Annotated in this window: 17 protein-coding genes and 1 riboswitch; of the genes, 5 read left to right on the top strand and 12 right to left on the bottom strand. The window is 51.1% G+C overall.

What is annotated here, in order from left to right; genetic code table 11:
• Positions 1 to 38: 38 nt before the first annotated feature.
• Both ATY27_RS12685 and ATY27_RS12680 read right to left on the bottom strand, forming a co-directional pair.
• A complete protein-coding gene (locus tag ATY27_RS12685; protein WP_208931006.1) occupies positions 39 to 1,850 on the bottom strand; it encodes a TonB-dependent receptor in 1,812 nt (603 codons plus the stop codon).
• A 34-nt stretch (positions 1,851 to 1,884) separates the two neighbouring features.
• Positions 1,885 to 2,124, bottom strand: a riboswitch (cobalamin riboswitch).
• Positions 2,125 to 2,236: 112 nt separating this feature from the next.
• On the bottom strand, positions 2,237 to 2,719 hold the full coding sequence (locus ATY27_RS12680) for a YajQ family cyclic di-GMP-binding protein (RefSeq protein WP_208931005.1): 483 nt from the start codon (positions 2,717 to 2,719) through the stop codon (positions 2,237 to 2,239).
• A 95-nt stretch (positions 2,720 to 2,814) separates the two neighbouring features.
• Here ATY27_RS12680 and ATY27_RS12675 point away from each other — a divergent pair, with 95 nt between their 5' ends.
• Positions 2,815 to 3,177, top strand: a complete 363-nt coding sequence (locus ATY27_RS12675; protein WP_208931004.1) for a VanZ family protein — start codon at positions 2,815 to 2,817, stop codon at positions 3,175 to 3,177.
• On the top strand, positions 3,174 to 4,082 hold the full coding sequence (locus tag ATY27_RS12670) for a 2-dehydropantoate 2-reductase (RefSeq protein WP_208931003.1): 909 nt from the start codon (positions 3,174 to 3,176) through the stop codon (positions 4,080 to 4,082). The genes ATY27_RS12675 and ATY27_RS12670 overlap by 4 nt, the downstream gene beginning before the upstream one ends.
• Before the next feature lie 25 nt (positions 4,083 to 4,107).
• Here ATY27_RS12670 and thiI read toward each other — a convergent pair whose 3' ends face one another.
• The 3 genes from thiI to pomA all read right to left on the bottom strand — a co-directional run bounded on the left by thiI (position 4,108) and on the right by pomA (position 7,368).
• Positions 4,108 to 5,568: a tRNA uracil 4-sulfurtransferase ThiI gene (gene thiI / locus ATY27_RS12665; protein WP_208931002.1), complete on the bottom strand. Its 1,461-nt coding sequence runs from the start codon at positions 5,566 to 5,568 to the stop codon at positions 4,108 to 4,110.
• 67 nt (positions 5,569 to 5,635) lie between these two features.
• Positions 5,636 to 6,589, bottom strand: a complete 954-nt coding sequence (locus ATY27_RS12660) for a flagellar motor protein MotB (protein ID WP_208931001.1) — start codon at positions 6,587 to 6,589, stop codon at positions 5,636 to 5,638.
• Positions 6,590 to 6,597: 8 nt separating this feature from the next.
• Complete coding sequence (pomA, locus tag ATY27_RS12655; RefSeq protein WP_208931000.1) at positions 6,598 to 7,368, bottom strand: flagellar motor protein PomA; 771 nt, start codon at positions 7,366 to 7,368, stop codon at positions 6,598 to 6,600.
• Positions 7,369 to 7,558: 190 nt separating this feature from the next.
• Between pomA and ATY27_RS12650 the strand changes: the two genes are divergently transcribed.
• From ATY27_RS12650 to dxs, 3 genes are read left to right on the top strand one after another with little or no spacing between them, the layout of a single operon-like run.
• Positions 7,559 to 7,804 (top strand): exodeoxyribonuclease VII small subunit, encoded by a 246-nt coding sequence (locus ATY27_RS12650; RefSeq protein WP_208930999.1) that lies wholly within the window; start codon positions 7,559 to 7,561, stop codon positions 7,802 to 7,804.
• Between the two features lie 4 nt (positions 7,805 to 7,808).
• Positions 7,809 to 8,693: a (2E,6E)-farnesyl diphosphate synthase gene (ispA, locus tag ATY27_RS12645; protein WP_208930998.1), complete on the top strand. Its 885-nt coding sequence runs from the start codon at positions 7,809 to 7,811 to the stop codon at positions 8,691 to 8,693.
• 14 nt (positions 8,694 to 8,707) lie between these two features.
• The gene (gene dxs, locus ATY27_RS12640; RefSeq protein WP_208930997.1) at positions 8,708 to 10,570 is read left to right on the top strand and encodes a 1-deoxy-D-xylulose-5-phosphate synthase; all 1,863 of its coding nucleotides are present in this window, start codon (positions 8,708 to 8,710) and stop codon (positions 10,568 to 10,570) included.
• Positions 10,571 to 10,783: 213 nt separating this feature from the next.
• Here dxs and ATY27_RS12635 read toward each other — a convergent pair whose 3' ends face one another.
• The 7 genes from ATY27_RS12635 to ribBA all read right to left on the bottom strand — a co-directional run bounded on the left by ATY27_RS12635 (position 10,784) and on the right by ribBA (position 18,895).
• Positions 10,784 to 12,133, bottom strand: a complete 1,350-nt coding sequence (locus tag ATY27_RS12635; protein ID WP_208930996.1) for an IS1182 family transposase — start codon at positions 12,131 to 12,133, stop codon at positions 10,784 to 10,786.
• A 122-nt stretch (positions 12,134 to 12,255) separates the two neighbouring features.
• Positions 12,256 to 15,324, bottom strand: a complete 3,069-nt coding sequence (locus tag ATY27_RS12630; protein ID WP_208930995.1) for a ligand-binding sensor domain-containing diguanylate cyclase — start codon at positions 15,322 to 15,324, stop codon at positions 12,256 to 12,258.
• A gap of 28 nt (positions 15,325 to 15,352) precedes the next feature.
• Positions 15,353 to 15,823 (bottom strand): phosphatidylglycerophosphatase A, encoded by a 471-nt coding sequence (locus tag ATY27_RS12625; RefSeq protein WP_208930994.1) that lies wholly within the window; start codon positions 15,821 to 15,823, stop codon positions 15,353 to 15,355.
• Positions 15,823 to 16,782: a thiamine-phosphate kinase gene (thiL, locus tag ATY27_RS12620; protein WP_208930993.1), complete on the bottom strand. Its 960-nt coding sequence runs from the start codon at positions 16,780 to 16,782 to the stop codon at positions 15,823 to 15,825. Before thiL ends, ATY27_RS12625 begins: the two co-directional genes overlap by 1 nt.
• 28 nt (positions 16,783 to 16,810) lie before the next feature.
• Entirely contained in the window at positions 16,811 to 17,224 is a 414-nt protein-coding gene (nusB, locus tag ATY27_RS12615) for a transcription antitermination factor NusB (RefSeq protein WP_031565515.1), read from the bottom strand.
• 9 nt (positions 17,225 to 17,233) lie between these two features.
• Positions 17,234 to 17,698, bottom strand: a complete 465-nt coding sequence (ribE, locus tag ATY27_RS12610) for a 6,7-dimethyl-8-ribityllumazine synthase (RefSeq protein WP_031565517.1) — start codon at positions 17,696 to 17,698, stop codon at positions 17,234 to 17,236.
• An 87-nt stretch (positions 17,699 to 17,785) separates the two neighbouring features.
• Positions 17,786 to 18,895: a bifunctional 3,4-dihydroxy-2-butanone-4-phosphate synthase/GTP cyclohydrolase II gene (ribBA, locus tag ATY27_RS12605; protein WP_208930992.1), complete on the bottom strand. Its 1,110-nt coding sequence runs from the start codon at positions 18,893 to 18,895 to the stop codon at positions 17,786 to 17,788.
• Between the last annotated feature and the right edge of the window lie 18 nt (positions 18,896 to 18,913).

Here is an 18,913-nt window from a genome sequence, read left to right as displayed (position 1 = left end):
ATAACAACTCGGCTTTAAGAGCTGCTGCTATTTTGCGTTTAAAAGCTCATCATCTGTAATCCCAGCATCAATTCGAGTCCGGACTGGCGGTAACCCAGCGAGGTCTGATAAGTCCGGTTTAACAGATTATCGACTTTCAGCTGAATTTTAGTCTGACGGTCCCACTGATAGCTCAACGCGCTGCCCAGCACCAACGTCGATGGCAGATCTGGCTGCGCAACACCGGTCCAGCTCTTCCCGTTAAAAGTCCGGCTTTGGAATAACGAGGTCAGGCCATAAGTCCATGCACCGGTTTGCCGGTCGAGCTGCAATACCGCTTTGTGTTTGGGTAATAACGTCAACCGTTGATTTTTCTGTAAATCATCGGCCTGTAGCCAGGTGTAGTTAAAGTGAATACCGGTATCGGCGACCTGAACGCTTTGCGCGTATTCAATGCCACGAATGCGGGCTTTTTTGACATTAAACACCTGCTGGTCCTGATAGCGGATCAGATTCGTCAGGTCACGATGAAAGTACACCAGGCTGCTTTGCGACAACTCAGACTGATAATCTACGCCAACCTCACGTGACCGGGACTCTTCAGGCTTCAATCCCGGATTTGAAGCACGTGGCCAATACAGATCATTAAATGACGGTACTTTAAACGCAGTCGCCTGACTGGCGCGCAATTGCCATTGCTCATTCAGTTCATAACCGGCATTTAACTGATACGAACTATTGCCGCCATACCGACTGATATGATCGCGCCGGCCGGTCGCATCCAGCTGTAACGACTGCCACTGATAGCTGACACCAGCAAACCCGGCGCGGTTTGTGCGGCTGTTCACACTATACTGACCATCAAAGGCCGGATCTTTTGGATCGACGTCCGGTGATTTCCGAACCCGTTCTTCCGAGGCGGCTAAACCTGCCAGCACACTGAAATCTTCGTTCAGCTGATACAATGACTGCCAGTCAGCCTCGTCCCGAATAGTGCGGAACAGCGAATCTTTACTGTTGTTACCAAAGTTGACGTCTTCATCGACATTGTGACCAAGTTTCAGCTGATGCCCGACTTTACCGATTTGATGTTGCCATTGTGCCAGGTGCACTTCCTGTCGGACATCCGACTGGTCGCCACCATAACTCGAGTCGTACTGATAAAGGCCATCATTGAGCTGCGACTGCCATAACCAGGTGCCGACTGAGCTTTGGTACTCGGCACCGGCCTTAACATAGCTTTGCTCAAAGCCATCATCATCCGGATCGCCTTTAACGGACGCATTAAAGCCGTCGGCCATAGCAGTCCCAACGGAACCAAATACTTTGACGCTGCCCAGTTGCTGACTGCCGGCAAGATTGGCTTCCGTATGCTTGTGACTGCCGGTTTTAGCATTAAAATGCACTGAACCATCACGGCGACTGGTGATCGCAATCACCCCGCCAAGTGCGGCAGAACCGTACAGTGCCGCTTTGGGCCCACGGATAATTTCAACCTTTTCAATTTGTTCAAGTGGCAACATGGCCAATGACTGATAGCCTGAAGTGGCTGCACCAACCCGAATACCATCAATCAGTACCAGCGTATGTGCACTGGTACCACCACGGATAAAAATACTGCTGTTTTGGCCTCTGCCACCTTGGCGAGCCACAGTGACACCAGGCACTAGCTGCAACAATGCAGGTAAATCCCGCACCTGCGCAGCTTCAATATCCGCCCGGGAAAACACAGTCACGCTGGTTAACGTCTCACTGACTGGCTTGGCCTGACGGCTGGCGTAGACAGAGATATGTTCAAGATCGGATTCAGTTGGTTGCGCCAAAGCGCAGGTGCTGGCCACGGCAAGGGCCAGTAAAGAAAATTTCGACATGTTGACTCCACAGCACATGCCCGCCGCATGTGGTTGGTTGATGAAATTTTCAGGCCGGTCTCCGGGCTGATCCTGTTGTCGGGGCCGACAGCGACACGTCCCTTCCCATCCGAAGACAGTGGTGGCGTGAAGCGGCTTTGCCATTCGCGTATGCACGAAGGCGTTACCACAAAATTTACCGTTGCGGGGGCAGCGCTGGATTGGGTCAGAATGACGGACACCAGCTTCCCGTTTCACTGCGAACTAACGCAGCACCTGAAAATGCGCGCTCAGTTTAGCGATGAGGCGGAGAATGTCAATGAGTTCAGCAATCCAGACGGCTGCTGCTATTTAGTGAAGGGAAAGCCTGCTTTGGCGCGCAAAGCAGGCTGTGATTGTATAGCAGATTAGTCGCGGAAGTTCTGATATTGCAGCGGCTGACCTAAATCAGTGGCGCGTAATAAGGCAATGGCTTCCTGCAAGTCGTCGCGTTTTTTACCAGTGATCCGTACTTCGTCGCCCTGAATAGACGCCTGTACCTTCAGTTTGCTGTCTTTAATCAGATTGACGATTTTTTTCGCCAGCTCTTTTTCGACGCCTTGTTTCACTGTGAGCTGCTGGCTACAGGTCTTGCCAGAAAACTCGACTTTCGCCGATTCAAACGAGCGGATATCCAGACCACGTTTGATCGCTTTATTAAAAAACAAATCTTTCATCTGGGTCAGCTGCGGTTCGGCTTCCGCTTTCATCGTCACTGTAGTTTCTTTGACGCTGAATTCAGCCTGGACACCGCGAAAATCAAAACGGGTCGCCAGTTCCCGGTTGGCGTTGTCCACGGCATTCAGCACTTCCTGCTGATCCGCTTTAGAAACGATGTCAAATGTTGGCATGTCGCGCTCCTGATAATCCAAGTTTTTCAACTGGCGATTATACCGCCGCGCACCGTATAATCCGAGTATCTAGGCGTAAAATCAGGTGTTTTTCCGTGCTTCCACTGCAAAAACCGCTCGCAGTCTGTTTGTTTTTAGCGCTACTGGTGCTCGCAACTTACGGTTTTCTCAAAGATGTCAGTGGTATTCCATCCGGCTGGATGCCGAATGATAAGGTGATGCATGTGTTGGTGTTCTTCGCACTGACGCTGAGTTTTAAACAAGCTTTTGCCCGCCCTTTTCTGCACGCTTTTTCGCTGCTTGCGTTTTACGGCGCGCTGATTGAAGTTGCGCAGGCCACTTTTACCAGCCGCATGGGTGATCCGCTGGACTGGTTTGCCGATGTCGCCGGCATTCTGCTCGCGGCTGCATTGGTGCGATATTTACCAGCACATTGGTTCGTCCGCGCTGCAACATGAAGACTTCAACACAACAACCAACCATTGGCATTGTTGGTCAAGGTGCGATCGGTCTGTTAGCTGCCAGTCAGCTGGCACTTCGGCACTTATCATGCCACCTGCTGACTCGGGACCGCGATCTGTCCGCGTTAGTACTGAACTTCAGGCAACAACAACAGGAACATTCATTACTGTTGAATTGCCGCCAGCCGCAGCAGCCAGTGCAATTCCTGCTGGTGCCGGTCAAAGCTTATTCCATACAGCTAGCGCTGCAACAGTGGTTGGTCAGCTGTGCGCCCGATGCCGATATTGTGCTGTGTCATAATGGTATGGGCACGCTGGAGCTGGCGCAGTCGCAGCTGCAAAGCGGCCAAAAGCTCTGGTTTGCCAGTACCACCCATGGTGCATTAAAATCGGGGCCGCACCGGCTAGAACATACCGGGCTTGGCCGCACCACGCTGGGCCCCATCAACGATTCAGCCCGTCAGTCTTCAGCACCAGCTGCTGTGCTTGCGGCCGCGTTAGGCCCATTGCAAGTCGTCGCCGATATCCTGCCGGTACTGTGGCAAAAGCTGGCGATTAACGCGGTAATTAATCCGCTGACCGCTCTGCTGATGGTCAAAAATGGCGAGCTGAGCAAACCGCAGTATCGGCGCCAAATCGAATTGTTGATAGACGAATTCTGTCTGGTGGCACAGACCAAAGGCCAGACGTTTGACGCGCAGACGTTGTGTCAGACTGTACTGGATGTCGCGGCCAATACCGCCGGCAATTTTTCGTCCATGCAGCAAGACCGGGCGCTAATGCGCCCGGACGAGTTGGAATTCATTACTGGTTTTTTATTAAATGCTGCGGCAGAGGCTGGACTTGCGATACCGGCGCATCAGCAGCTCTATCAGCAACTGCGCGCCGTCAAACCAGCCTGATCTGCTAGTCTCAGGCCAGTTTCACTCAGGCCTTTTTATATACACCGACATTCTGGTAGCCCTGCTCTTTGAGCAGCAACGCCTGCAGCCGGCTCATCACGCCGCGGTCACAATACAGGTAGTATTGTTTTGTTTGGTCCAGACCGGCAAATTGACTGGCAATACGGAAAAATGGCAATTCCTGTACGGCATGACTGTCGAGCTGCAACGGATGCAGATCGGTTTCATCCGGCGCACGAACATCCAGGACGATGGCGTCTGCCGGCAATACAGATTCGGTTGCCACCGTCGTTAGTTGCTGGTCAGCCTGATACTCAACAGTACGGATATCCAGCACTTTAGCTTCCACACTGACTTTCTGCAGAATACTGAAATCAAAGTGTTGCTCTGCGGCATGGACATCAGCAAGTACTGCATTGATAGTTGGACTGCGCGAGATCACGCCGCAGTATTCCGGCATCGTTTTCGCCATGTCTTCGACGCCGATAGCGCGGGCGATATCAATAATTTCCTGTTTATCCTGATAAATCAGCGGCCGCAGGATCAACGTCTCAGTGACCCGATCGATGACATTGAGGTTCACAATAGTTTGGCTGGCAACCTGACCAATACTTTCACCGGTGACGACAGCCTTGACGTTGAGGCTTTCAGCCACTGTCGCCGCCGCCCGCATCATCATGCGCTTTAACACCACGCCCATCAGGCCTGACGGGATCCGAGCTAATATTTCATCGACGACAGGGGCAAAATCAACCGACACAAACTTGACCTTATGTGACAGGCTGTATTTTTGCCAAATGTAAAACGCCATCTGCCGCACACCGGTTTCGTGGGCCGCACCACCTAAATTAAAAAACAGGAAGTGAGTGCGCAGGCCTTTGCGGATCATCAGGTAACTAGCGACCGCTGAGTCAAAACCGCCAGAAATCAATGACAACACATCACCCTGACTTGGCAGTGGAAACCCACCCATGCCCTGATAAATGCGTTTTTTCATTAAGAGTTTGTCGCGGCGGATCTCCAGCTGTACTGATACATCCGGATTCTTCAGCTGGACACGCGCGGTAGGAATATGCTGATTCAGGCCGCCGCCGATGTAGCGTTCGGCATCCAGTGAACTGAATTCATGGTCGCCATTGCGTCGTACCCGCACGACAAAACTCTTGCCGGCCAGTTCATCGCGGTACAAAGCCAGTACTTGCTCAAATATATGGTGTAGCGAGTCATAGGTGGCAGACTGCATTTCAGCAAATTGCACGATGCCCGGAATACATTGGAGATGTTCAGCCATTTGCTGACGTAAAGTGTCGTCATCTTTGTCCAGTCGCACGGTCAGATGATCATACAAATTCTGTACTTCAACCGCGGGATCAAGCCGCAACAAAATGGTTTTGATGTTTTGTTCCAGCAACATAGTCTGGCGCTTACGCACCGATTTGCTTTTGATGGAGATTTCTGGATGCAGTTTGACAATAAATTCAATCATGGGGCTACCGGACAAAAAAACGGGCGCTGATTATACAGCGCCCTTGTCTGAAGTGCGACAGCCGAATTTACGGCTGTTTGGCCGGTTTTGGCTGGGCCGGTGGTTGTTTTAACTGGATCGGATCCGATTCTTTCGCTTTACCTTGCAAAATTGAGATCTCTACCCGCCGATTACGTTTGCGGTTTTGCTCGGTGTCATTGTCGACCAGTGGCCTGGTATCGGCGTGTCCGACCACGACTAAACGGTTTTTGTCCATACCGGTGCCATTAAGCAGTTCAACGGCAACGGACACAGCCCGTTTCGATGACAACTCCCAGTTGTTGCTGTTCAGCTCATCCGACACCTGGTCGTTATCGGTATGACCAGAGACTGTCACTTCACCCGGAATGTCGCGCAAAATAGCGCCGATCTGCTGAATAATCGGCTTAAACCTTGGTTGCAAAAAAGTTGATCCAGACGGGAAAGACCCATTTTCTTTAATGCGAATAATGATCTGCTGTCCCAGAGACTCCAGCTCGATAGCACCATCCTGGATCTGTTCCTGCATCATCTCAGCAACTTTTTTTGCCAGTTCATTGGTTTGCTGCTGGTCCTGCGCACTGCTTTCACTGGCCGCAGATGATTGCGCATCGGTATTTTGTGAGGCACCACCAGTTTGTTCACCGCGTTGTTCCTGCACGCCACCAGATGAGTCTTCCTGACCTGCCTGGAACTCGATTGTCTGCTGAGTCATATCGATAGTTTGTTGCTGAATCGTATCAATAGGCGTTGGCTCTGGCCGCCCTGGCCGGAACTCCATGGCGATGACACTGGTGCCTTTGGGGATATCTTTGACTTCAATTTTATTCTGCACACCAAAAGCAAACGCCATTGAGCCGGCGATTTGCTTAAATTTTTGCACATCCATTTCGGAAAACGACAGCAACAATACAAAGAAACACATCAGCAATGACATCAGGTCAGCAAAGGTTCCCATATATGCGGGTAAACCGGGGGGCGGGCATTTCGGACATTCAGCCATTGGATTTTTTATGCCTCATCTGATTTAACAACACGTTTTTTCGACATCAGATAATTACGCAACATACCTTCGATGACTTTCGGATTTTGGCCATCTTGAATGCCCATCACCGCATCGAGGATCAGCAAATGGTTATTTTTTTCTTCCTCGTTACGCACCGACATTTTATCCGCCAGCGGCATAAACAAGCAGTTTGCCTGCAAAGCTCCATACAGCGTTGTTAGTAATGCAACTGCCATCGCCGGGCCTATCGCTTTAGGGTCTGACATATTCGCCAGCATCGCGACCAGACCTATTAACGTACCAATCATCCCCATGGCCGGCCCAAGATCACCGAGCTGTTTAAATATTGAAATGTAAGTACCGTGACGGTTGTATGATAAATCAATGTCTTTTTCTAATGTGGAGCGCACCACGTCAGCATCGTGGCCATCGACCAGCATATTAATGCCTTTTTGCATGAATTCATTCGGAATTTCCGCTTCCTCTAATGCCAGAAAGCCACCTTTGCGTGCAGTGTCCGCAAGCTGAACTGCTTTTTCAATCAACTCTTCCGGTGATTCCATTTTAAACAGAAAGGCTTTTCCGACTGCTTTCCCCGATGCCGCCAGTTGCCCTAAGGTAAACTTCATAAAAACGACGGTAAAACTACCACCAAAAACAATGACAATAGAAACGAAGTCGTAAAACATCATCAGGTTGCCAGATGCGCTCAAATACATGGCCCATACCATCATACCTATTGTTGCCAGTAACCCTATGACGGTTGCTAAATCCACTTCTAATCTCCTGCTCAATCAGAAATAACTGATGTAATTATGCTAGCTTACCGCTATCTATCGACTAAGCCAGTGACAATGTTAAATATATTTCTAAAGTCAGGCAAAAAAAACATCCCATGCGGCCTTTCTGATTGACCAGCTCAGGTGGCTGAGGTAACTTTGCGCACAAATCAAGGTGGGGACCGCTATGAGCAAAAAGCAGGCAGAAACTGCTCAGTTTGAAGACAATGTGCGCGAACTGAGTGAAATCGTCCAGCAATTAGAACAAGGTGAACTGACTCTTGAGCAGGCATTGGCCCGCTTTGAGCGCGGTATTACTTTGTCCCGCCTCAGTCAACAACAGTTACAGGCGGCAGAGCAAAAAGTCCAGCTGTTGTTGCAACAGGCACAAGGCGAAACTTTGGTGCCATTCCAGACTGACACCGGGGTCTGAACTGATGTTGCAAAACCTTGCCGCTGACCAGCAACGCGTCGGTCAGCTGATGTCATCTGTGTTATCCGGACTGACAGTTACCGATCCGCGTCTGCTGGATGCCATGCAATATAGTCTGTTACTCGGCGGTAAGCGATTGCGCCCTTTTCTGGTTTACAGCGTAGGCCGGATGCTCGGTGCCGAGCTGACGGATTTGGATGGACCGGCAGCTGCCATCGAGTGTTTGCACACCTATTCGTTGATCCACGATGATTTACCCGCAATGGACGACGATGATCTGCGTCGCGGCAAGCCAACCTGTCACAAAGCATTTGATGAGGCCACTGCCATACTGGCCGGGGATGCGCTGCAGACACTAGCGTTTGATATTCTGGCCCACCATCCTTATCAGCATGTCGATGCAGCCAGACAAATACAGCTGCTGCGTGAGTTAGCGCGACAGTCTGGTTACCATGGTATGTGTGGCGGTCAGGCAATTGATCTGGCGCATACCAATAAAACGATGACACTGGCGGCGCTGGAACATATGCATCAGCTGAAGACAGGTGCATTAATTCAATGTGCTGTGAAGTTGGGCTGGTTATGCAGTAAAGACCAACAACCAGACCACTTAAAAGCCCTGCAAACTTACGCATCAGCAATCGGGCTGGCGTTTCAGGTGCAGGATGATATTCTGGACATCGAAGGTGATACCGCTACCCTTGGCAAGCCACAGGGCTCTGATCTGGAAGCCAACAAAGTGACGTATCCGGCTTTAATGGGGCTGGAACCGGCGCGGAAAAAAGCCGAAGAATTGGTCGTGCAGGCACAACAGGCCCTGCACACTTTACCGTATGACACCACTGAACTGGCTGCGTTGGCCGGCTATGTGATCGCCCGCAAATTCTGAGCAAGGTTACATTGATGGCGCCTGATATTTCGAACTATCCTCTGCTGGCAAAAGCCAACCTGCCGGCTGAACTGCGGCAAATCCCGCAAGACCAGCTGCCACGATTGAGTCACGAACTGCGCGACTATCTGTTGCATTGTGTCAGTCAAAGTAGTGGCCATTTCGCTTCGGGACTTGGCGCCATTGAACTGACCGTTGCCCTGCATTATGTCTACAACACGCCTTTTGATCGGGTGATTTGGGATGTTGGTCACCAGGCCTATCCACATAAAATTCTGACAGGCCGGCGTGATCGGATGCCAACGATCCGTCAACTGAATGGCTTACATCCGTTTCCATGTCGTGAAGAAAGCGAATACGACACGCTGACCGTCGGTCACTCGTCGACGTCAATCAGCGCGGCACTGGGTATGGCGATTGCTGCCCGTGCTGAGCAAAAGAACCGTAAAGTAGTGGCTGTCATAGGCGATGGCGCTATTACTGCAGGCATGGCATTTGAAGCATTAAATCACGCCGGCGAAGTACGTCCGGACATGTTGGTGATTTTAAATGACAACGAAATGTCGATTTCCGAGAATGTTGGTGCGCTGAACCGTTACTTTGCCAGGATTTTATCAGGCAACTTCTACACCAGCCTGCGTGAAGGCGGCAAAAAGATCTTAAGTGGCGTCCCCCCACTCCATGAGTTAGCCAGCCGCGCCGAGGAACATTTTAAAGGCATGGTCACACCCGGCACATTCTTTGAAGAGCTCGGTTTTAATTACATTGGTCCCATCGATGGGCATGATGTGCTGAATCTGGTCGATACGATCCGCAATATGCGCCAGCTCAAAGGCCCGCAATTGCTGCATATAGTGACAAAAAAAGGCAAAGGCTACGCCCCTGCCGAAAAAGACCCAATCGGCTGGCATGCCGTCAGCAAGTTTGACCCGGCCAGTCAGATGCAGCCGAAAAAAGCCGCCAGCCCGAGTTTTTCCAACATATTCGGCAGCTGGTTATGTGACATGGCCGCACAAGATCCCCAACTGCACGCCATCACCCCAGCAATGCGGGAAGGCTCTGATCTGGTGCAGTTCTCCAAAACCTACCCGGAACGATATTACGATGTCGCCATCGCGGAACAACACGCGGTGACGTTGGCTGCGGGTCTTGCCATCGAGGGTTTAAAACCGGTCGTCGCGATTTATTCCAGCTTTCTGCAGCGTGGTTATGACCAGTTAATTCATGACGTTGCCCTGCAAAATCTCGATGTCACTTTTGCCATCGACCGCGCCGGTCTTGTGGGTGCCGACGGCGCCACGCACCAGGGTGCCTTTGATCTAAGTTACCTGCGTTGTGTACCCAATCTGTTGATCATGGCACCATCTGATGAGGATGAATGCCGGCAGATGTTATATACCGCTTATCAACACCAAGGCCCGGCAGCTGTGCGCTATCCGCGCGGCGCTGCGACCGGCATAGCCCCTGAGCAAACGATGACTGCATTGGCGCTGGGGAAAGGTCGTATCGTCAAACAAGGTCAGGATCTTGCTATTCTGGCGTTCGGTACTCTGCTGCATGCTGCGGCCAGCGTGGCAGACAAACTCGGTGCAACACTGGTGGATATGCGGTTTGTCAAACCGCTGGATTTGGCGTTGCTGCAACAACTGAGTACAACACACAGCAAATTTGTCACGCTGGAAGACAACGCCATTGCCGGTGGCGCTGGCTCCGGTGTCAACGAAGCGGTTGCAGCACTGCAGTTACCGGTGCGGCTGCTGAATCTGGGCCTGCCGGACCAGTTTATCCGCCATGGTAGTCAGGAGCAGCTCTATGCTGAACTTGGACTAGACAGTGCCGGCATAGAGCAATCGATCCGGCGGCACTTCACGCTTTAATGCCGCAATAAAAAAACAAAGCCCGGCTTAAATAACCGGGCTCAGATTAATGACAAACCCCAGTTTTCTGGGGTTTGTGCTTTTCAGGAGTGGTGCATTCTCCGTCAGTGGTCATGGCTTAATAATGAGTTGTGGGTTGTTGAATTTGATTGGGCTGGTGTTGAATGAGCCGGCATTTGGCTTGGTTGATAGGGATTTAGGCTTGAGACTGGCTCAGGCGGCCAGCAGTAACGCCATTTTCTTGATGTTTTGCGCAGCACCCGCCAGCAGACATTGCATCTGGACTTTTTCCAGCCCTCTGAAGCGGGCATAGCGGTGGCCGTGGTGTTGTTTGGCGTCCGAGAAGCTACGCTCTACTGTTTCTTTGCGCCTTTTGTAAATCTTCTTGCCCCATGCGCTTAACCGGGTTTCATTGGCTGCCTCTTTGGCCGTTTCAAATACGTGTCGGGTCAATACTTTGGTGTGATTCTCACTTTTCGTGCAGCGGCTGCGGATAGGACAATCTTTGCATTTGTTGCGGTCGGATTTGTACTCACGATACCCGGCACGATTGGTGGTGCTGTACTGCAGCAGTTCGCCTTGCGGGCAGCGGTAACAATCGCTGTCTTTATCGTAGTCAAACGCGCTTTTGCGCAATAAGTCTTTGCCTTTGTTGGGCCGGCGGTAGCCCATCACCGGCTCAATTTGCCGCGCTTTAATCAGGTGGCACAGCATCGCAGTGTTGTAGCCCGCATCCAGCCCAACCGCGACCGGCTCAAGCTGGAAACGCTGCAGTTGCCGGTCAAGCCTCGCAATATAAGGCTGACTGTCGTGCTGATTGCCAGGCGTGACGTGCGTGTCAGTAATAAGGCCGTGCCGGCCATCGACGGTGCGGTGGTCGAGGTAAAAAAAGCCCTGCGGTTTGCCTTCGCGCGTCATAAAACCACTGTCAGGGTCTGTGGTACTGGCTTTTATCTCGCTCAGTTCACAGACGCTGTCATCCTTGGGAGCCAGTGGCTTTTTTCCGGCGGCTTTGCGCTCCTCCTCAATCGCCGCGTTGAGCTGGTCGACATAGGCCGAGGTACTGGCTGCCACTAACTTATTGATGGATTTATTCTTATTGGCACTGGCTTTTAAGTGCGTGCTGTCGGTGTAAAGCACGCGGCCGCCAATCAACCTTTTGGCAATGGCCTGCTCAACAATCCGGTCGAAGACCCGTTGGAACACATCAGTCCCGTTGAAACGGCGAATACGGTTCTGACTGAGCGTTGAAGCGTCCGGTACTTTATCGGTCAGCGACAAACGCAAAAACCAGCGATAGGCCACATTGACCTCAATCTCCTGCATCAGCCGGCGCTCACTGGGCACGCCAAACAAATAACCAAGCAGCATGATTTTGAACAGCATCACCGGGTCAATCGCCGGCCGGCCATTGTCTTTACAATACAAATCAGCGACTTCAGCACGGATAAATTCAAAATCTATGGTGGTATCGATTTTACGAACCAGATGGTTTTGTGGCACCAGCTGTTCCAGTGTCACCATTTCAAGCTGATGTTGTTGCGGGGAGATATCTCTGAGCATGAGGGCAGCTCCTGTTTGGACTCCCTCTATTAGATCAAAGGCCTGGATCTACGTCCAGGCCTTTGTCAGCAGTCTGAGCCCGGCTTAAATAACCGGGCTTTTGTTTTTGTCTGAACTACAGCTCAGTTAATAATGCTGTCTTGCTGGCGGCCACTGTTCAGCTCAAACCATGCCACGCCATCCGCCAGCAACTTTTCAATCTGCGCTTCGATGTGATCAGAATCCTCAAACTCAAAAGCATCGACCTGCCGGTCAAACTGAATACTGGCGACACCATTTCGCCCGTTATGCTTCACGTGATACAACGCCAATTCAGCCAGTTGCAATGAAATTTCCCAACCGATCAGCTGCCCGCCAAGCAACTCCAGCGGGTAAATCGCGTAACCGACGGAACATTGTACCGACACAGTTCTGCCATCTGGTAACACAAAAGCTTCGCTGCTAATCAGTTCATTCAGCCGGCATGCAAACTCGCGTACCATATCCAGCGGGATATCCCGCATGACCAGCATAAATTCTTCACCGGCATAGCGCACGACGTAATCAGAACCACGGGTTTCCCGGATCAATAAACCACTGACCTGCTGCAGGATACTATCGCCGGCACTGTTACCGAATTTATCGTTGATCACTTTAAAGTTATCTAAATCCAGCTGCATCAGCGCAATGCACTTATTCTGTGCCAGCATCGATTCGCGGTTGCGTTGATAGTGTTCAATGTCTTTTGGTAGTTGTTCAAACAAAAACCGCCGGTTGCGCAACCCGGTTAAAGCATCTTTATGCGTCAGTTGCGATAACTGTTCGTTTAACTCGTTCAGCCGGATATTCGAGGTTTCAAGTTCCTGGGTGCGCAACTTCACCAGCTTGGTCAGCTCTGCTTCACGTAGCTGCACATTGCGCCGCGCCAACCAAAACAAGCCATACAACAGAAATAATCCTAATAATAACCATAAACCCCGATACATCACGGTTTCATCAAACCGACGCGGGATCACCAGTTCCAGCTGAGTCTGGCCGGCCAAATCCCAACTCTGATTCAGGTTTCTGGCCTGCAGGCGGAACAGATAGCGTCCGGCCGGCAGGTTGGTGTAAATTGCTTCGCGCCGGCTAGCCACCAGATGCCAATCCTGATCAAACCCAACCAATTGATAGCGAAACTCCAGCGCCATCGGTTTTAAAAAATCGATCGCGGTATAACGCAACGATACGTTGCGCTCATCAGTTTCGAGCACCAGCCGATTTTGCTCAGGTAACAGGCTATAGAGTTTCTGCGCCTGCACTTGCTGCACCAGCGGCTGATAAGTCTGACTGCTACTGGCTTTTAATTTCACCGGAACTGCCACTAAACCTTTCAGCGTCGGGTACCAGAGCTGGTCTTGCCAGAACACCACTTTACTGGCGCCAGAGCCATTACAACAGCGACCAGGCGCGGTCCCGAGCTGACGCTCGTATGGCGTCAATACTTCCTCAAACAAATTCTGACCAGATGGCGACTCACTGAGTAAATGGGGTTGAAAGCGAAAAATACCTTTGAGGGTACTGACCCAGACGTAATCACTGGCGACATCGTGAAACAAACTGACGACAGGTTCAAATGGCAATCCGTTTGACGTATCAAACTGCAGCCATTTCCCATCAAACAACCGGACAAATAAGCCGTCATCTACAGTGCCGACCACCAGCGGTCCCTGCGGCAATTGCAGCATCGTCGTGACAAACGCATTGTAGAGCGGTGTACCCAAACCAACCCGCAGCAGTTTTTCCTGCTGATACTGATAAGCACCTCGTGTAGTCCCGACCAGCAACTTTTCCGGGTTATCCTGCACAAAAGTGATCACACTGGATTCAAACTCGTGGTTCAGCGCAAAAGGGACCAGTTCTTGTTGTAACTGGAACAATCCATCATTGGTGCCAAGCCAGAAACCACCGGCCTGACGTTTTTTTATCGTTTTGGTTTTGATACCGCGTAATGCGTCAGTCAGCGGTGTCAACTTTCCATCCACCAAGGTCAAACGCTTGGGGCCATTGTCGGTTGCTAATAACCAGCTGTCGCCATCCGGTTCAAGGTCCTGCACCACATTAAGCGGTGTATCACCCGACAGCTGAATTTCAGTATATTGTTGTGTTTTATCGAGCAGACCCAGCCGCTGACTGGACGCCAACAACAACCTGTCGTCGGCGGTACGCACCACGCTGCGCACCATTACATCACGTTGCGCCTGGCCAATCACCCGCTTGATTTTACCGCGGCTGACGCGATACAGACCGTCACCAAAGCTACCCAACCAGACATTTTGTTGTTGGTCTTCAAAGATGTCGTTAAACTGTGTGGCACTGCCGAGCTCGTCCCTGCTGATCACCTGCCATTGCTGTTGCTGATGTCGGTAAAACAGCTTGTCGTAACTGGACACCCAATCGCCGCCCTGACTGTCGCTATGCAGCTGATAAACCGGAATTCCGCGGTCCATTGGTAAAGATGCTGGCTGTACCTGCCCTTCTGTATCGACCAGATAATATCCCTGCTCACTGGCCAGATACATGACACCGTTTTGCCATAACAGGTCGTAGACCGGATGCTGCGCCAAATCGGCTGGTAAACTAATTTTATCGAGCTGACCATTACGCGCCAGCTTGTACAAATAACGACTGCTGCTGACCCAAACATGTTCGGGTGTGACCGCAATCTGACTAACCGACTCTTTGATTTCATCAACACGACTGACCTGGCCGTCCCGGACCCGAAACAGATTATCCGCCGCGACCCAAATCTCGCGATCGCCGACTTCAGCAATAGCCGTCACTTCACCCAGCACGTTATATCGATCGAATTTCAGCGTACGGCTGTTTAAGCCTGACAGGCCGGTCATAGTACCGACCCAAATGTAACCCTGACTATCTGTATACAGCCGGGTGATCACGTTGCCAATCAGCTGACGACGGGTGTTATTACTGCTGAAACTTTCAAAATGAGTACCATCAAAGCGATTCAGCCCTTCCAAAGTACCGATCCACAGGTAGCCTTGCTGATCCTGAGTGACCGCACGCACTGAATTGTTCGACAGACCGTCGACGGCCGTCCATTGTTTAATGTCGTAGTCGTAGATAGATTGGATTGCCTGAGCGGACGTCAGACATGACCACAGCCCAAGCAAAAAGAAATTTATAAAAAAGCAGAAGTGCTTCAAAGACATAGCAACCTGTATACCGAGAGAACGGACGTTACAGAACTAACGATACACCATGCAGTAAGCAACACGCCAGCAATCCGGCAACGATGTCGTCTGCCATGACCCCAAGCCCGCCGGTGACGTGCTGGTCAAAGAACCTTACTGGCCAGGGTTTGACGATATCAAAAAAACGAAACAAGACAAAACCGGCACAAAGCCAGGGCCAGCTCAACGGCAACGCCCACATGGTGATAGCAAAGCCGACCACCTCATCAATAACAATACCACCGTGGTCTTCTACACCAATATCACGGCTGGTCTGTTCACTGACATAAACACCCAATACCATCAAGGTAATGATGAAGGCTGCAGACCAGACTAACGGCAACATCGCCAGACCAAATACCAACGGAATGGCAAAGGCGGTGCCGACAGTACCTGGCGCTTTGGGTGACAAACCCGCGCCAAGCCCGATGGCCAGCCAGTGTTGCCAGCTTTTCAGGTTAAACGGCTGTTTTTTCATTAAAAATGCTGATATCCGCTGTGTTGATAAACAAAAGGCTGATCCAGATGACGGAGTTCCAGCTTACCGGCAGCTCCCGTGATCCGTCCGATACATGTCACAGGAACGCCGTAGGGCGACAGCAGCACTTCAAGCGAGCCGCGTTTGTCCTCCGGCACCGTGAACAGTAACTCATAATCTTCGCCGCCGGATAGCGCACACTGAAGAGCCTGTTGCCAGTCACAGCTATCCTTTAATGCCTGTGACATCGGAATTTTGGCCACGTCGATGATCGCACCTACACCTGAGCGTTTCAAGATATGCGGCAAATCGCCACATAGGCCATCTGAGATATCCATACAACTACTGGCAATAGTGCGCAAGGCCTGACCAATAGCGACGCGGGCCGTCGGATAGTGAAACCGCTGCAAGATATGGCCACGGTGTTTTTTGCTGATCTCGCTTAGACCTTGTTCGACTTTCAGCCCAAGCGCTGCGTCACCCAAAGTACCAGTGACATAGACATAATCACCGACTTTTGCGCCGGCCCGGCTCAAAGCTTTGCCACGCGGCACAATGCCTTTGGCACACAAGGTCAATGTCAGCGGGCCGCGGGTAGTGTCACCGCCCACCAGCTGGCAGTTGTAATAATCGGCTGTTTCACTGAGACCTTCGGCGAAGGCTTTTAACCAGTCATCGTTGACAGCAGGTAAAGTTAATCCAAGGGATAACCAGCAAGGCTCTGCCCCCATTGCTGCCAAATCGCTGACGTTCACAGCCACTAGTTTGTGGCCTAATGAGCGTGGGTCAACATTAGGGAAAAAATGCACGCCCTGCACCATGGTATCTGTGGTAACAACTAAATCAAAACCATCGCGGACCTGGATCACAGCACCATCGTCACCGACACCAATACTGACGTCGTTACGGCGATAACCCGAGCGGGCAAAACATTGTTCTATCAGTTCAAACTCGTGCATAAAAAAGCCGACTTTCGCCGGCTCTCCATCAGTTTGGTCGCAGTAGCCTGACTGCTTTGTCGAGGATGCCGTTGACAAATTTATGACTGTCATCGGCGGCGAAGGCTTTCGCCAGTTCAATCGCTTCGTTGATCACCACTTTATATGGCACATCAGGACGGAACTTCAGCTCGTAAGCCGACACCCGGAGAATGGCTTTTTCTACCAAATCAATTTCTTCAAACGGACGTTCGACAAAGGGCTTTAATGCATCATCCAGTACGTTCAGGTTGACGACAACGCCACGCAATAAATCCTGAAAAAATCCGACATCCAGATGTTTGGTGTTTTGTTCCAGCAACAGTTGTTGCTCGATATCACCAATCGGGTTTTTGCTGACCTGCCAGCTATAAATCCCTTGAACAGCCAGTGAACGGGACTGACGACGAACATTCGGTTTCATGCAAAAATCCTAGAGTTGAGCCAGAACGTTGACCATTTCCAGCGCAGAAGACGCCGCTTCTCCGCCTTTATTGCCCATTTTTGTACCGGCTCGTTCAATGGCCTGCTCGATACTTTCCACCGTCAGCACGCCAAAAGAAACCGGTAAACCGTATTGCATCATGACCTGCGCAATACCTTTGGTGCATTCACCGGCGACATATTCGAAATGTGGTGTACCACCACGGATCACTGCGCCCAGCGCAATGATGGCATCATACTGTTTGCTGGCAGCAACTTTCTGCACTGCCAGAGGTAACTCAAAAGCACCCGGGATCCGCACGACCGTGATATCAGCGTCATCGACGTTACCGACCCGCTTTAAAGTATCTACGGCACCGTCGAGCAGACTTTCGACGATAAAGCTGTTAAAACGCGCCACAACGATGGCAAACTTTTTTCCTTTGGCGGACAAGCCAGCTTCAATCACCTGCATCGGAGATCCTCTTTTATGTAGTACTTTGTGAAAAAGGCCGCATATGATAGCACAAGTCCGGCCTTTTCCATCCTGCTTTTGTTTAGCTTATTCTGAAACGTAATCCACTACTTCCAGACCAAAACCGGACAGCGCATGGTAACGCTTCGGTTGGCTGAGTAAGCGCATTTTTTTCACGCCTAAACTAGCCAAAATTTGAGAGCCTACGCCAACGTTACGACTGGTACCTTTCCAGGCCGGCGCTCTGAGTTTCTCACCACGGTCTTCAGCAGCGAAATACTCCACGGTCTGGATTAAATCTTCGGTCGATTCCTGTTTGCCTAACAACACCAGTACGCCACCTTCCTGTTGAATACGCTCCATCGCACATTGCAGGGAAAAACTGCGGTTTGCGCCACGGTTCGACAACAACAAATCGCTGAAAGTATCATGCAGGTGGACCCGCACCAGGGTCGGCTTATCGGCTTCAATCTGGCCTTTCACTAAAGCAAAATGCAGTTGGTTGTCGATAGTGTCGCGGAAGGTTACCAGATCAAAATCACCGGTGGCTGTAGGTAAATAACAGCGGGCCACCTGTTCAATGGTGGTTTCATTTAAGTTCCGGTATTCAATCAAATCGGCAATAGTGCCAATTTTGATACCGTGCTTGGCGGCAAATTTTTCTAAGTCAGGCCGGCGCGACATGGTGCCGTCTTCGTTTAGGATCTCAACAATCATCGCAGCCGGTTCAAGCCCGGCTAAGCGGGCTAAATCACAACCAGCCTCAGTGTGGCCGGCACGGACTAACACGCCACCATCCTGTGCCATCAACGGGAAAATGTGACCCGGCTGCACGATATCTGCAGGCTTCGCATCACGCGCAACAGCGGCTTTGACTGTGCGGGCGCGGTCTGCCGCTGAAATACCGGTCGTAACGCCTTCAGCCGCTTCAATCGACACGGTAAAAGCAGTCGAAAATGGTGATTTGTTTTTATCGACCATTAACTGCAGATCGAGTTGTTTACAACGCTGACGTGTCAGTGTCAGACAAATCAGGCCACGACCATGTGTCGCCATAAAATTGACCGCATCCGGCGTGACATATTCTGCCGCCATCACCAGATCACCTTCGTTTTCACGGTCCTCGTCATCCATCAGGATCACCATTTTGCCGTTACGAATATCGTCAATAATCTCGGCTGGAGTATTTAATTGCATCTCAAATCCTCGGGTACA

Source organism: Rheinheimera sp. F8 (genome assembly GCF_001518915.1).
This window is presented reverse-complemented; position numbering and strand designations above follow the sequence as displayed.

What these genes read in the sequence shown, in the direction of transcription:
- thiL (WP_208930993.1), bottom strand. Translation starts at nt 16,782, where the DNA reads ATGCACGAGTTTGAACTGATAGAACAATGTTTTGCCCGCTCGGGTTAT.
- ATY27_RS12660 (WP_208931001.1), bottom strand. Translation starts at nt 6,589, where the DNA reads ATGGCTGAATGTCCGAAATGCCCGCCCCCCGGTTTACCCGCATATATG.
- ribE (WP_031565517.1), bottom strand. Translation starts at nt 17,698, where the DNA reads ATGCAGGTGATTGAAGCTGGCTTGTCCGCCAAAGGAAAAAAGTTTGCC.
- ATY27_RS12635 (WP_208930996.1), bottom strand. Translation starts at nt 12,133, where the DNA reads ATGCTCAGAGATATCTCCCCGCAACAACATCAGCTTGAAATGGTGACA.
- nusB (WP_031565515.1), bottom strand. Translation starts at nt 17,224, where the DNA reads ATGAAACCGAATGTTCGTCGTCAGTCCCGTTCACTGGCTGTTCAAGGG.
- dxs (WP_208930997.1), top strand. Translation starts at nt 8,708, where the DNA reads ATGGCGCCTGATATTTCGAACTATCCTCTGCTGGCAAAAGCCAACCTG.
- ATY27_RS12650 (WP_208930999.1), top strand. Translation starts at nt 7,559, where the DNA reads ATGAGCAAAAAGCAGGCAGAAACTGCTCAGTTTGAAGACAATGTGCGC.
- ATY27_RS12680 (WP_208931005.1), bottom strand. Translation starts at nt 2,719, where the DNA reads ATGCCAACATTTGACATCGTTTCTAAAGCGGATCAGCAGGAAGTGCTG.
- ispA (WP_208930998.1), top strand. Translation starts at nt 7,809, where the DNA reads ATGTTGCAAAACCTTGCCGCTGACCAGCAACGCGTCGGTCAGCTGATG.
- ATY27_RS12685 (WP_208931006.1), bottom strand. Translation starts at nt 1,850, where the DNA reads ATGTCGAAATTTTCTTTACTGGCCCTTGCCGTGGCCAGCACCTGCGCT.
- ATY27_RS12630 (WP_208930995.1), bottom strand. Translation starts at nt 15,324, where the DNA reads ATGTCTTTGAAGCACTTCTGCTTTTTTATAAATTTCTTTTTGCTTGGG.
- ribBA (WP_208930992.1), bottom strand. Translation starts at nt 18,895, where the DNA reads ATGCAATTAAATACTCCAGCCGAGATTATTGACGATATTCGTAACGGC.
- ATY27_RS12670 (WP_208931003.1), top strand. Translation starts at nt 3,174, where the DNA reads ATGAAGACTTCAACACAACAACCAACCATTGGCATTGTTGGTCAAGGT.
- ATY27_RS12625 (WP_208930994.1), bottom strand. Translation starts at nt 15,823, where the DNA reads ATGAAAAAACAGCCGTTTAACCTGAAAAGCTGGCAACACTGGCTGGCC.
- thiI (WP_208931002.1), bottom strand. Translation starts at nt 5,568, where the DNA reads ATGATTGAATTTATTGTCAAACTGCATCCAGAAATCTCCATCAAAAGC.